Annotated in this window: 13 protein-coding genes; 9 read left to right on the top strand and 4 right to left on the bottom strand. The window is 65.2% G+C overall.

All coding sequences use genetic code 11. The annotated features are described in order from the left end of the window. The first annotated feature begins 4 nt into the window (after window positions 1-4). From FJU11_RS09855 to FJU11_RS09835, 5 genes are all read left to right on the top strand, one after another. Entirely contained in the window at window positions 5-835 is an 831-nt protein-coding gene (locus FJU11_RS09855) for a carbohydrate ABC transporter permease (RefSeq protein WP_141166883.1), read from the top strand. Window positions 836-846: 11 nt separating this feature from the next. Then, window positions 847-1,848 carry an ABC transporter ATP-binding protein gene (locus tag FJU11_RS09850; RefSeq protein WP_141166882.1) on the top strand — a complete coding sequence of 334 codons (1,002 nt, stop codon included), beginning with the start codon at window positions 847-849 and terminating at the stop codon, window positions 1,846-1,848. Continuing rightward, window positions 1,845-2,618 carry an L-iditol 2-dehydrogenase gene (locus FJU11_RS09845; RefSeq protein WP_141166881.1) on the top strand — a complete coding sequence of 258 codons (774 nt, stop codon included), beginning with the start codon at window positions 1,845-1,847 and terminating at the stop codon, window positions 2,616-2,618. Before FJU11_RS09850 ends, FJU11_RS09845 begins: the two co-directional genes overlap by 4 nt. Window positions 2,619-2,672: 54 nt before the next feature. Next, window positions 2,673-4,151 carry a mannitol dehydrogenase family protein gene (locus FJU11_RS09840; RefSeq protein WP_141166880.1) on the top strand — a complete coding sequence of 493 codons (1,479 nt, stop codon included), beginning with the start codon at window positions 2,673-2,675 and terminating at the stop codon, window positions 4,149-4,151. Window positions 4,152-4,225: 74 nt separating this feature from the next. Beyond that, window positions 4,226-4,900 (top strand): HAD-IA family hydrolase, encoded by a 675-nt coding sequence (locus tag FJU11_RS09835; protein WP_141166879.1) that lies wholly within the window; start codon window positions 4,226-4,228, stop codon window positions 4,898-4,900. Window positions 4,901-5,098: 198 nt separating this feature from the next. Here the strand turns inward: FJU11_RS09835 and rpsU are convergent, their stop codons facing one another. After that, a complete protein-coding gene (gene rpsU / locus FJU11_RS09830; RefSeq protein ID WP_141166878.1) occupies window positions 5,099-5,329 on the bottom strand; it encodes a 30S ribosomal protein S21 in 231 nt (76 codons plus the stop codon). Window positions 5,330-5,807: 478 nt separating this feature from the next. Here rpsU and FJU11_RS09825 point away from each other — a divergent pair, with 478 nt between their 5' ends. Then, window positions 5,808-6,083 (top strand): hypothetical protein, encoded by a 276-nt coding sequence (locus FJU11_RS09825; RefSeq protein WP_141166877.1) that lies wholly within the window; start codon window positions 5,808-5,810, stop codon window positions 6,081-6,083. 395 nt (window positions 6,084-6,478) lie between these two features. Here FJU11_RS09825 and FJU11_RS09820 read toward each other — a convergent pair whose 3' ends face one another. Then, window positions 6,479-7,687, bottom strand: a complete 1,209-nt coding sequence (locus tag FJU11_RS09820; protein ID WP_141166876.1) for an OpgC family protein — start codon at window positions 7,685-7,687, stop codon at window positions 6,479-6,481. Between the two features lie 243 nt (window positions 7,688-7,930). Between FJU11_RS09820 and FJU11_RS09815 the strand changes: the two genes are divergently transcribed. Together FJU11_RS09815 and FJU11_RS09810 are read left to right on the top strand one after the other, a co-directional pair. Beyond that, window positions 7,931-8,878 carry a Gfo/Idh/MocA family protein gene (locus FJU11_RS09815; protein WP_141166875.1) on the top strand — a complete coding sequence of 316 codons (948 nt, stop codon included), beginning with the start codon at window positions 7,931-7,933 and terminating at the stop codon, window positions 8,876-8,878. Window positions 8,879-8,984: 106 nt separating this feature from the next. Then, window positions 8,985-9,473: a gluconokinase gene (locus tag FJU11_RS09810; RefSeq protein WP_141166922.1), complete on the top strand. Its 489-nt coding sequence runs from the start codon at window positions 8,985-8,987 to the stop codon at window positions 9,471-9,473. A gap of 32 nt (window positions 9,474-9,505) precedes the next feature. Here the strand turns inward: FJU11_RS09810 and FJU11_RS09805 are convergent, their stop codons facing one another. Next, a complete protein-coding gene (locus tag FJU11_RS09805) occupies window positions 9,506-10,285 on the bottom strand; it encodes a metallophosphoesterase family protein (RefSeq protein ID WP_141166874.1) in 780 nt (259 codons plus the stop codon). Between the two features lie 348 nt (window positions 10,286-10,633). On the opposite strand from FJU11_RS09805, the gene FJU11_RS09800 reads away from it, so the two are divergent. After that, entirely contained in the window at window positions 10,634-11,431 is a 798-nt protein-coding gene (locus tag FJU11_RS09800; RefSeq protein ID WP_141166873.1) for a creatininase family protein, read from the top strand. A gap of 7 nt (window positions 11,432-11,438) precedes the next feature. On the opposite strand, the gene FJU11_RS09795 is transcribed toward FJU11_RS09800, so the two are convergent. Next, window positions 11,439-12,275, bottom strand: a complete 837-nt coding sequence (locus FJU11_RS09795; RefSeq protein ID WP_141166872.1) for an alpha/beta fold hydrolase — start codon at window positions 12,273-12,275, stop codon at window positions 11,439-11,441. Between the last annotated feature and the right edge of the window lie 80 nt (window positions 12,276-12,355).

Genomic DNA, 12,355 nt, shown 5'->3' with positions numbered 1-12,355 from the left:
GGCGATGGCCCGCTCGGTTCCGCAAAGCCGCAAGATCACCTTCACCATCATCGCCTGGCTGGTCGCGCTTCTCATCTTCTTCCCGATCCTGTGGACGTTCCTGACGAGCTTCAAGACGGAAGGCGAGGCCGTGGCGGTCCCGCCGCACTTCCTCTTCTTCGACTGGACGAGCGTGAACTACGAGCAGGTCTGGGACCGCTCGAACTATCCGCTGTTCTTCCTGAACTCGGTCGTCATCTCCATCGGCTCGACGGTGCTCGGCCTGGTCGTCGCCATTCCCGCCGCCTGGGCGATGGCGTTCTCGCCGACGAAGCACACCAAGGACGTCCTGATGTGGATGCTGTCCACGAAGATGCTTCCGGCCGTCGGCGTGCTGGTGCCAATCTACCTGTTCCTGCGCAATGTCGGCCTGCTCGATACCCGCATCGCGCTCGTCGTCATCATGATGCTGATCAATCTGCCGATCATCGTGTGGATGCTCTTCACCTACTTCAAGGAGATCCCGGGCGACATCCTGGAGGCGGCGCGCATGGACGGGGCGACGCTCGGCAAGGAGATCGTCTACATCCTGACGCCGATGGCGATCCCGGGCATTGCCTCGACGCTGCTCCTGAACGTCATCCTCGCCTGGAACGAGGCGTTCTGGACGATCAACCTGACGGCCTCGAACGCGGCGCCGCTGACGGCCTTCATCGCCTCGTTCTCGGCGCCCGAGGGGCTTTTCTACGCCAAGCTTTCGGCGGCATCGACCATGGCGATCGCGCCGATCCTCATTCTCGGCTGGTTCTCGCAGAAACAGCTTGTCCGCGGCCTCACCTTCGGCGCGGTGAAATAGGGAGATCCGGGATGGGAAGCATCTCACTCAAGAACGTTTCGAAGGTCTTCGGCGAGCACAAGGTGATCCCCTCGCTCAGCCTCGAGATCGAAGACGGCGAGTTCGTGGTCTTCGTCGGGCCTTCGGGCTGCGGCAAGTCCACGCTGCTTCGCCTCATCGCCGGGCTCGAGGACGTGTCGGGCGGCGAGATCCGCATCGACGGACGCGATGCGACCGAGCTGCCGCCGGCCAAGCGCGGCCTCTCCATGGTCTTCCAGTCCTACGCGCTCTATCCGCATATGAGCGTGCGCGGCAACATCGCCTTTCCGCTGAAGATGGTGGGCGAGAAGAAGGAGGTCATCGACCGCAAGGTGAAGGAAGCGGCCGACGTCCTCAACCTCACCGACTATCTCGACCGCAAGCCGCGCATGCTTTCCGGCGGCCAGCGCCAGCGCGTGGCGATCGGCCGGGCGATCGTGCGCGACCCGACCGCCTTCCTCTTCGACGAGCCGCTGTCGAACCTCGACGCCGCCCTGCGCGTGAACATGCGGCTCGAGATCTCCGAGCTCCACCAGGAGCTCGACACGACGATGATCTACGTCACCCACGACCAGATCGAGGCCATGACGATGGCCGACAAGATCGTCGTGCTCAACAGGGGCAATATCGAGCAGGTCGGCTCGCCGCTCGACCTCTATCGCCAGCCGGAGAACCTCTTCGTCGCCGGCTTCATCGGCTCGCCGAAGATGAACCTCGTCGGAGGCGACATCGCCAGGCGTCACGATGCGACGACGATCGGCTTTCGGCCCGAGCATGTGCACATTTCCGAAACGGAAGGTACGTGGAAGGGCAAGGTCGGCGTTTCCGAGCATCTGGGCTCCGACACCTTCATCCACGTCGACGTGCCGGAGATCGGCCAGGTCACGGCCCGGGCAGACGGTGAACGGGTCCTCAGACACGGAAGCGAGGTCTGGCTGACGCCGGAAGAAGGGCGCATCCACCGCTTCGACGAGAACGGAAAGGCGATCCGGTGAAACGCCTTGCCGGCAGAACGGCGCTGATCACGGGTGCAGCCCGCGGCATCGGCCGGTCGTTCGCCGAGGCCTATGTGCGCGAGGGCGCGACGGTCGCCATCGCCGATATCGATCGCGGACGTGCGGAGGAAAGCGCGCGTGCGATCGGCTCTTCCTGCTTCGCCATCGAAATGGACGTCACCGACCAGGCCTCGATCGATGCGGCCGTCGCGACCGTCGACGAACGCACCGGCGGCATCGACATCCTCGTCAACAATGCCGGGCTTTTCGATCTCGCGCCGATCGCCGACATCACGCGGGAGAGCTACGAGCGCGTCTTTTCGATCAACGTCTCCGGCACGCTCTTCACCATGCAGGCCGTCGCGCGCTCCATGATCGCGCGCGGCAAGGGTGGCAAGATCATCAACATGGCGAGCCAGGCGGGCCGGCGCGGCGAGCCGCTCGTCGCCGTCTACTGCGCGTCGAAAGCCGCCGTCATCAGCCTCACCCAGTCTGCGGGGCTGAACCTCATCCGCCACGGCATCAACGTGAACGCCATCGCGCCCGGCGTCGTCGACGGCGAGCATTGGGACGGGGTCGATGCCAAGTTCGCCGCCTACGAAGGCCGCCCGCCCGGCGAGAAGAAGCGCCTCGTCGGCGAGGCGGTGCCCTATGGCCGCATGGGCACGGCCGAAGACCTGACCGGCATGGCGATCTTCCTCGCCTCGCACGAAGCCGACTACATCGTCGCCCAGACCTACAACGTCGACGGCGGCAACTGGATGAGCTGACCGCGCCCGCAGGCGTCGCCGGTACCGACAAGACCCTTTCAGGGAGTCATGACCATGAGCACCAAGCTCTCGCTTGCCAACCTTCCGCAGATCGCCGAAACGGTTGCGGTCCCGCAATACGCCCGGGACGATCTCAGCGCCGGCATCGTCCATTTCGGCGTCGGAAACTTCCACCGCGCCCACCAGGCGGTCTATCTGGACGACCTTTTCAATACCGGCGCGGACCACGACTGGGCGCTGATCGGTGCGGGCGTGCTGCCCTCCGACGAAGCCATGCGGAAGCGCCTGGAAGGCCAGGACTGGCTGAGCACCGTCGTCGAGCAGGACAACAACCGCTCCGACGCACGCGTGACCGGATCCATGATCGGCATGATGACGCCGAACGACAAGCCGGCAATCGTCGAAAAGCTCGCCGATCCGACGATCCGCATCGTCTCGCTGACGATCACCGAAGGCGGCTACTACGTCAATCCGTCGACCGGCGTCTTCGATCCGACCTATGACGCGATCGCCGCCGACGGGGCCAACCCCGACGAACCGCAGACCGTCTTCGGCCTGATCGTCGCGGGGCTCAAGGCGCGCCGCGATGCCGGCACCCGGCCGTTCACCGTCATGTCCTGCGACAACATTCCGGGAAACGGCGAGGTCGCCCGCGACGCCGTGGCGGGGCTTGCCGAACTTTCCGATGCCGAACTCGGCACGTGGATCCGCGAGAACGTCGCCTTTCCGAACGCCATGGTCGATCGCATCACGCCGGCGACGGGGGATCGCGAGATCTCCATCGCACGCGAGGATTTCGGCATCGACGACGCGTTTCCGGTCTTCTGCGAGGAATTCCGGCAATGGGTGCTCGAGGATCATTTCCCCGCGGGCCGACCGGCCTTCGAAAAGGCGGGCGTGACGATCGTCGAGGACGTCGCGCCCTATGAGCGCATGAAGATCCGCATCCTGAACGGCGGTCATGCGGTCATCGCCTATCCGGCCGGACTGATGGACATCCATTTCGTCCACGAGGCGATGGAAAACGAGCTCGTCGCGCGGTTTCTCGAAAAGATCGAGACCGAGGAGATCATCCCGATGGTCCCGCCGGTGCCCGATACCGACCTTCGGGATTATTTCGGCACCATCAAGCATCGCTTCGCCAATCCGAAGATCGGCGACACGGTGCGCCGGCTGTGCCTCGACGGTTCGAACCGGCAGCCGAAGTTCATCCTTCCGTCGACGGCAGCGCGTTTGAAGGAGGGGCTTTCCGTGACCGGCCTCGCGCTCGAATCGGCGCTGTGGTGCCGGTATTGCTACGGCGAGAGCGAGTCCGGTGCCGAGATCGCACCGAACGACCCGAACTGGGAACGCCTGCAGGCGCATGCGCGCCGCGCCCGGAATGAGCCGCTGGCCTTCCTCGAAATGACGGACATCTTCGGCGAGGTCGGCGAATCCGAAGCCTTCCGCACCGCCTTCGAGCATGCGCTTTCGACGTTGTGGGAAGTCGGTACGGCGGAGACGTTGAAGCGGTACCTTTCGGACTCGCTCTAAGGATCAGGCCGTTCGGTGCGCAGGACCGCCGAACGGCTAAGGGAAGAAAGCCGAACGGGGGGCGAGGCGGAGCGATGACCCCTTTCGATCTCGTCATCTTCGACTGCGACGGCGTACTGGTCGACAGCGAGCCGATCTCCATTGCCGTTCTCGTCGAGACGATCGAAAAGGCCGGCGGCCGGATCAACGAGGCCGATGCGCATCGCCGGTTCCTCGGCAAGAGCCTGAAGACCATACGCGACCTGCTCGAACGCGAGGACGGCCTCGTCATCGACGAGGCGGAACTGGCGGCAATGCGGACGCGTCTTCATGCCCGCTTCGAGCGCGAGTTGAAACCGGTGCCGGGGGTCGAGGCAGCGCTCGCCCGGCTCGACTGCCGGCGCTGCGTGGCTTCGTCGAGCCAGCCCGAACGCATCCGCCTTACGCTTGCGATCACCGGGCTCGATGTCTTTTTCGGCGATGCGATCTTCAGCGCGACCATGGTCGCCGAGGGCAAGCCCGCGCCCGACCTCTTCCTGTACGCGGCCGCAAGCATGAACGCGGCACCCGCGCAGTGCCTCGTGATCGAGGACAGCGTCGCCGGCATCGCCGCGGCGAAGGCTGCCGGCATGCGCGTCTTCGCGTTTACCGGCGGCGCGCACGCCTCGGGCGAAGACTATCGAAAATCGCTCGCCGCGCTCGATCCCGACGCGATCTTCGACGACATGCAAACGCTCCCCGAACTGATCGCCGCTCAGGGTATGGTTTGACGAAGGTCGGGTGCGGTCCTGCATCTGGACGCTGCGAATGAGGGAGAACGCGAAAAGGGCAGGCGGAGATCACTCCACCTGCCCCGAACGAATTACCCTGTCCACAACGCGAGTGTCGCGACCAGAACCGACCGGACACGGTACACCGTTGAAGCTGTCCTCGACGATACCGGTCCAGGGGACCGGCCGGGACAAACCTTAGCGCGCCGGACGCTTGCGCTTGGCGATCAGGCCTTCGCGCTGTGCCTGCTTGCGGGCCGCCTTGCGGCTGCGGCGCACGGCCTCGGCCTTTTCGCGCGAGCGGCGCTCGGAAGGCTTTTCGTAGGCGCGGCGTGCCTTCATTTCGCGGAAGACGCCTTCGCGCTGAAGCTTCTTCTTCAGGACGCGAAGCGCCTGATCGACGTTGTTGTCACGAACCAGTACCTGCATGGACACTCCTTGTCTCGTTCGCCGGCAGCGACGCACCGCGCCGGCAATGGTGATGGTGCGGCCTTCCCTGCCCGAAAGCCGCGATGCAGTCGTTTAAAGAGCGCGATCGGCGCCTCGTTCGAAAACGGGCCCGCGGCAGCGGTCGCCATGGCGTCGGTCGCCGATTACGGTGGTGGCATGCCAAGCCATCGCCGCCCGTTCCGGCAAACGTGCGCCGTATCGACCACGAGATATAGGATTTTGCAATCGAAAATTAAAGCCCGCGTTCGGAAAAGGCATTTCGCGAGACGCTCGGTGACCCGTAACCGTGTCGATCGAGTGCCAATCCGAAAGTTTGTGATTTTTTAAAGAAGATGTTAGCAATTTGGTAACCGTGCTGTGGCGTAACTGTGGTCAAGTACCCGTTTCGGTCGGCAAGCTCCGCCCGATACCACTTTGCCGAGCGTCGATGCGTTCCGGCTGCGGAGTTGAAGAAGCCATGAAGATCCGGGATTTCGCCGTCCTCGCAGCTGCAGCCTTCTTTTCGCTCGCCGGCATGGCTTCGGTCAACGACAGCGAAGCGATCAACGTCGTCCTGCCTTCGCAGTATCAGGTCATCTGGAACCAGACCCCCTTCGCCACCGACGGGGATAACACCGACGAGGCGAAGCCCACCGTACGCCTTCAGATCGAAAGCCGGCGGAATTTCGGCACGACGGACGACGACCGTACCTGGATCGGCGACCGCCGCGCGCTCGACTGGACGCGCGGCTAAAGCCCTTCGGGTTCATACGGAAGTGGCGACGGCTTCCGCATGCCTTCCAAAATTTAGAGCCTTTCAGGTTTATACGGAAGCGCTCTGTTCGATCGTGCCGGTTTTCCACGCGAAGGTGATCGCAGCGCGATGTGGTTCATCGGGCAAGATCGCCGACAGTGAGGCGGAGAAGCAAACGAGCCAGTGACTCGTTTGCCCGCCGAACGGGAGGACGGCACGATCGAACCCTTCGGGCCGGCCCTGTTTGCGCCGTGACGCTTCGACGGATGGCTCGACCGTACCACCAGTACACTCGTCGCCATCCGTCTCGGTCCTGACGCAAACAGGGTCGGCAGAACGCTTCCGTATAATCCTGAAAGGCTCTAGAAGCACGCATCCGGCCGAGGTGAGGCGCGTCAGCCCGCTGTCGAGGAGCGCGTCGTCTCGCCGCCCGGCAGGCGGGTTTTGGCCGCACGGCGCTCGCGATAGACCGCCGGCAGGGCCAGAAGGGCGATGCCGAAAAGCGTGATCAGCGTCTTTTCGAACTGCGTGAACGGCCCCACCTGCTTGTCCACCCAGAAGACCAGGTAGATCAGCACGACGTGCCAGGCGTAGATCTGGAGCGAGTGCCGGCCGAGCAGGCGCAGGAACGACAGGTTGAAGAGCCAGGTGAAGAACTGCGAGAGCCTGCGCACGCGGGCGTCGGCGACTTCCTTGCCGGCCGTCATCACCCATGTGAACACATAGGCGGCGATCACGAAGTTGATCATGAAGATCGGGCTGAAGGCGGCGCGGTTTTCGAGCATCCGGAACCGCGCGGTCACGTCGCCGGGGATCAGACCGAAGGTGAAGCCGAGCCTCAACGCGGTGAAGAAGAGCAGCGATATCGCCATCATCTTGACGATCGGCGCGTGCCGGACGTCGAAGTAGCGGCGGATGTCCAGCCGGTCGAGCGCCATCAGCGAGCCGATGACCATGGCGATCATGAACAGCGCCTGCCAGGCGAGCACGTTGAAGGGAACGCGCAGGAAGAGCTTCGACGAGAGATGCTTCAGCCCAACGTTGATCGCGTCGATGAGCGGCAGGTGAAGGCCGGTCTGGACGGCGAGCCAGAGCACGAGCGAGCCGGTGACGACGGCCGCAGCGCGACCGCGCACGACGAGCCAGATCAGCATCGGTGCGGCCAGCATGTAGACGATGTATTGCGGCAGGATGTCGAGGAAGGTCGCCTGGTAAAGGAGCGCAGCCGCGGCGACGTGCGCGCCGAAGCCGCCATGGCCGATCTCGCCGAGCCAGCCCTGCCAGATGCGCGGCGCGCCGGGCAGGATCTCGCGCAGGACGAGCACCACGATGATGCAGCCGATCGTATAGCCGTAGAGTTCGGCGGCGCGACGCCAGAGCGCGCGTGCGCCGGCGGAGAAGCCGCCGCGGTTCATGCGCCGCGTGTAGACCATGCCGGCGAGCAGGCCCGACAGGAACACGAAGCCCTGTGCATCCTCGACGAATCCGAGTTGCGCGTGGTTGAGATAGCGCATGAACAACCCGCCGGTGAAGGTGACGTGGTTGATGAACATGAAGACGAGAAAATAGCCTCGGAGGCCATCGAGCGTTTCGATCCGGCGCATGCGCGTGCATATCTTTCCATACGGGGAAGGCGACCGTCACCTTCGGCGCATAGATAACTTCGAAGACCCTGCGTAGCTATGAACCCGGCCGGGGGCGGCCATCAATTTGCAGCCTCCCGTGTTACGCGAGGTTACGCGCAGCAGGGCACTTCGTGTGCCGCGATGCGCTTCCGTACGACGTGCAAACCCATTAGGTTCCGCACGACTGCGATTGCATGAAACGGGAGGCAGGCACGCGTGACCATGAGCACGGACCCAACGACAACGATCGGCATCGGCATCGGCATCGTCGGCCTCGGTAAGATCGCCCGCGACGAACACATACCGGCGATCGCCGGCGAAGCGGCGTTCCAGTTGAGGGCGCTTGCCAGTCGTAGCACCACCCTGCCGGACGTCGAGTGCTACGAGACCCTCGAGGCGATGCTCGCCGAGGCGGCGGATGTCGACGCCGTCGCCCTGTGCACGCCGCCGCAGGTGCGCTACGCGCTAGCGGCTCGTGCGCTGACGGCAGGCAAGCATGTGCTTCTGGAAAAGCCGCCCGGCATGACGCTGAGCGAGGTGGTCGATCTTCGCGACATGGCGGCCGGAAGCGGCTGCTCGCTGTTTGCGACCTGGCATTCGCGCTTTGCCGCCGGTGTCGAGCCGGCGCGGCAGTGGCTCGCCGAGCGGCGCGTGCGCACCGTGCGGATCCTATGGAAGGAGGACGTGCGCGTATGGCATCCTGGCCAGGAATGGATCTGGGAGCCCGGCGGGCTCGGGGTCTTCGATCCCGGCATCAATGCGCTGTCCATCCTCACGCGGATCATGCCGCACGCCGTCTTCCTCACCGAGGCCGAGCTCGAAGTGCCGGAAAACCGGCAGGCGCCCATCGCCGCGAACCTCGCCTTCACCGATCGGCGCGGCGCCGATATCCGTGCCGAGTTCGACTGGCGCCAGGAAGGCCCACAGCTGTGGACCATCACGGTCGAGACCGAAGAGGGGACGCTTGAACTCGCCGAGGGCGGCAGCCGCCTCGCCATCGACGGCGAAGCCGTTCCGCTTTCGGCCGCCGGCGAATATCCGGGGATCTACCGCCGCTTCGCCGACCTCGTCCGCAGCGGAACCAGCGATGTCGACGTCTCGCCCCAGCGCCACGTCGCCGACGCCTTCATGATGGGCCGGCGCATTGCCGTCGCGCCGTTTACGGAGTGAGCGCGATGATCAAACGGGATCGCATCCGAACGGCTTCGCGGGCCGGTTCGAGGTCGGGCGTGCCGGCGGGGTGTTTCGCGTGACGGTGCCGCGTGCGATCGTCGTCATGGGCGTCAGCGGTTCGGGAAAGTCCAGTGTCGGCAGCCGTCTGGCGAGCCAGATCGGCGCTCGCTTCGTGGAGGGCGACGAGCTGCACCCGCCCGAAAACGTGCGCAAGATGGAAAGCGGCACGCCGCTCGACGACGCGGACCGTTCGCCTTGGCTGGAAAGGGTCGGCACCTGCCTGCGGCAGGCGATCGACGCGCACGACGCCGCGGTGGTCGCGTGCTCGGCGCTCAAGCGCAGCTATCGCGACACGCTGCGCGAGGCCGCCGGCGGCGAGGGCGTCGCCTTCGTCTATCTCGAAGGCGACCGGGCGCTGCTCGCCCGACGCATGAGCGGGCGAAGCGGACATTTCATGCCGACCAAGCTGCTCGATAGCCAGCTCGCGACGCTGGAGGTGCCGCACGACGAGCCCCGCACGATCACGGTTTCCGTCGACCAGACGGTCGAGCAGATCGTCGTCGACGCGATCCAGGGGTTGCGCGGTCTCTGAAGACGGCACCGGCGAACCGGACGGCCCGAACCTCAATCGAGGTTGGAAAGAATGCGCACCTTGCGGTTCCATACGCGCAGGGCCGTGAGGCGTCCGGTATAGAAGGCGGCCGTGTCGATGTTGATGCGCCGGCCTTCCCGGCGCACGCTGTCGATCGGCGTGTGGCCGTGGACCACCCACTTCTCGAAGGCGAAATCGTCGCCGCCTTCCGGACGAAGCCACACGAGGTCCTCGTCGCTGTGGTCCTCGATCGGCATTCCGGGCTGGAGCCCGGCATGGACGCAGACGATACGGTCCGTCTCGGCGAGAACGGGCAGCTTGCGCATGAAGGAAAGATGCGCCTTCGGCAGTGCGGCTTCCACCTCGGTGCGCGCCTTGCGCTCGCTGGTGGGCAGGCCGCGCGGGTCGACGCCGTAGGACGAAAGGGTCGAGCCGGATCCGAGTTCGAGCCACGATCCGAGATCGAGTTCGCCGTCAAGAAAGCCGAGCAGGCAGACTTCGTGATTGCCGGCCAGGCAGATACGCTCGAAGCCTTCGGGCGGTGGCTGCAGCAGATGCTCGATGACGCCGGCCGGGTCCGGGCCGCGATCGACGTAGTCGCCGAGCATGACGATCATCTTGCGGCCCTTGAACTTCCGCGCGTCGGCGATGATGCGCTCCTCGAGCCGCTTCAGCGCGTCCAGGCACCCGTGCACGTCGCCGACCGCGTAGAGCGCGATCGTGTCGGCGCCCTCGATCTGGATGCGGCGCCGGCCGGCACGCTCTTCTTGTACCGGCGCTTCCGCGTTGGCACGGAAGAGATTGCGTATCATGGGCCCTCCGGCATTTGCGGCCAGAACACGCGGAAAGGTCGCCGAACCGTATCACGTGTCCGCACAATCGATGTTGACGAGCCTGAAGCACCCCGAAGTCCGTTTCATGGCCTTCGCAGCGCACTTTTCGCCTTCGTCGTGCCGAAAATCGCGATTTCGGCAGTTTCGCAGACTGCTCCGATGAAGATAATGCGAAAGCCCCGCGATCGTTCGCCCGCTGCGTGCAATTCGCCTCCGATGCCGTGCTTCGCCGACCGGTACGGGTTTGCCGGGACGGGTCGAGCCGGGCTGCGAGACGCCCCGCGCGATCGAAACCGGCGCACGAAAGAAGAAGGAATGGTACCCGAGATGACGGAAAGAAAGGTCTGGTGGGGGGATTTCACCGCTGCCGATTTCGCCGACGGCAAAGCGAGCGAAGCGGTTGCCGTGCTGCCGGTTGCCGCGATCGAGCAACATGGTCCGCACCTGCCGCTCTCTACCGACAGTGCGATCATGGACGGCATGCTCGAAACGGCGATTGAGCTTCTGCCGACCGATCTCGACGTGCGCATCCTGCCGGTCCACAAGGTCGGCAAGTCGGACGAACACGTCTATGCGCCGGGGACGCTGAGCGTGCCGGCGACGACGCTGATCGACCATTGGAGCGCGCTCGGCGACAGCGTCGCGCGGGCGCAGATCCGCCGGCTCGTCATCGTGACCGCGCATGGCGGCAACGAGGAGGTCGTCGGCATCGTCGCGCGCGAGATGCGGGTGCGCCATGCCATGCTGGCCGTGCGCACGAGCTGGGATCGCTTCGGCACGCCGCCCGGCCTCTACCCGGAAGCCGAGAAGCGCTTCGATATCCATGGCGGCCATTGGGAAACGTCGTTGATGCTGCACTTCCGGCCGGATCTCGTTCGCATGGACGAAGCGCGCGACTTCGCTTCCGCCACCCCGGCGATCGAGGCCGAGAACGCTTTCCTGAGCGCACAGAGCCCGCACGGGTTCGCGTGGATCGCCCGTGATCTCAACCCGGCCGGCGTTGTCGGCAATGCAGCCGCGGCGAGCGAGGCCGCCGGCCGCGCGACGGCCAAGCACCAGGCCGACGGATTCGTGCGGCTGCTTGGCGACGTCGCGCGCGCGCCACTCGACCGCTATCTCGGCTGATCGTCGCTCACGAGACGAGGAAGTCTTTCAGCAGGCCGATCTGTTCGTCGTTCGCGAGCGTCGGCGCATGGCCGATGCCGGGCAGGGTGTGGATCCGTGGCCTCGGTCCGCGAACGCGCATCTCGTCGGCGACGCCTGCGGGCAGAAGATCCGAGTCCGCGCCCCTGAAGACGAGGGTCGGCGCCGTGATCGCATCGTATTGGGCCCAAAGATCGCCTTCGGCATCGTCGTCGAGCGCCGCAAAGCCTTCGGCGATCGCCGGGTCGTAATGGACGGTCAGTCGCCCGTCGGGCAGGCGCCGGACGGAAGTCTCCGCCATACGGCGCCAGAAGGCGTCGGTATTGGGCCCGAACGGCGCATAGGTCTCGCGCAGCCATGCTTCGAACGCGCTTACCCGGTCGAAGGCCGGCGGGGCGGCGACATAGGTGCCGATGCGCTTCAACGCCTTCGGGTCGAGCACCGGCGCGATGTCGTTCAGCACGAGGCGGTTTATGCGTCCCTTCGCCGGTCCGCTGGCAAGCAGCATGCCGATGATGCCGCCCATCGAGGTGCCGACGAAGGAAAAGCGGGTGACGGCGTAGGCGTCGAGGAGGGCGAGCGCGATCTGCACGTAGACCGCCGGGTTGTACTCCTCCGGCTTTGCCCAGGAGGAAAGCCCACGGCCGATCGTGTCCGGGCAAAGCACGAAATGCGTTTCGGCGAGTGCCGATGCCGTTTCGTCGAAATCGCGTCCGGTACGCGCCAGCCCGTGCCACAGGAGGAGGGCCGGACGATCCAGTTCGCCCCATTCGGTGACGTGGATCTCGTAGCCGGCCGCTTCCGTATAGGTCGAACGTGGCTGCATCGGTTTCGCTTTCGTCCTCGTTCTCGCCGCATCGGCGAACGGAAGCATCCTGCCGCGCGACAAGGCTGCGGGAAAGAGCG

This window comes from Pararhizobium mangrovi, assembly GCF_006516965.1.
In the GTDB taxonomy this organism is placed as follows: Bacteria; Pseudomonadota; Alphaproteobacteria; order Rhizobiales; family Rhizobiaceae; genus Pararhizobium_B; species Pararhizobium_B mangrovi.
The sequence above is the reverse complement of the archived record's forward strand: the minus strand, read 5'-3'. Positions and strand labels throughout refer to the sequence as shown.

Excerpts from the sequence above, each read along its gene's own strand:
- FJU11_RS09840 (WP_141166880.1), top strand. The coding sequence starts at position 2,673 with ATGAGCACCAAGCTCTCGCTTGCCAACCTTCCGCAGATCGCCGAAACG.
- FJU11_RS09855 (WP_141166883.1), top strand. The coding sequence starts at position 5 with ATGGCCCGCTCGGTTCCGCAAAGCCGCAAGATCACCTTCACCATCATC.
- FJU11_RS09825 (WP_141166877.1), top strand. The coding sequence starts at position 5,808 with ATGAAGATCCGGGATTTCGCCGTCCTCGCAGCTGCAGCCTTCTTTTCG.
- FJU11_RS09805 (WP_141166874.1), bottom strand. The coding sequence starts at position 10,285 with ATGATACGCAATCTCTTCCGTGCCAACGCGGAAGCGCCGGTACAAGAA.
- FJU11_RS09835 (WP_141166879.1), top strand. The coding sequence starts at position 4,226 with ATGACCCCTTTCGATCTCGTCATCTTCGACTGCGACGGCGTACTGGTC.
- FJU11_RS09795 (WP_141166872.1), bottom strand. The coding sequence starts at position 12,275 with ATGCAGCCACGTTCGACCTATACGGAAGCGGCCGGCTACGAGATCCAC.
- rpsU (WP_141166878.1), bottom strand. The coding sequence starts at position 5,329 with ATGCAGGTACTGGTTCGTGACAACAACGTCGATCAGGCGCTTCGCGTC.
- FJU11_RS09815 (WP_141166875.1), top strand. The coding sequence starts at position 7,931 with ATGAGCACGGACCCAACGACAACGATCGGCATCGGCATCGGCATCGTC.
- FJU11_RS09810 (WP_141166922.1), top strand. The coding sequence starts at position 8,985 with ATGGGCGTCAGCGGTTCGGGAAAGTCCAGTGTCGGCAGCCGTCTGGCG.
- FJU11_RS09820 (WP_141166876.1), bottom strand. The coding sequence starts at position 7,687 with ATGCGCCGGATCGAAACGCTCGATGGCCTCCGAGGCTATTTTCTCGTC.
- FJU11_RS09800 (WP_141166873.1), top strand. The coding sequence starts at position 10,634 with ATGACGGAAAGAAAGGTCTGGTGGGGGGATTTCACCGCTGCCGATTTC.
- FJU11_RS09850 (WP_141166882.1), top strand. The coding sequence starts at position 847 with ATGGGAAGCATCTCACTCAAGAACGTTTCGAAGGTCTTCGGCGAGCAC.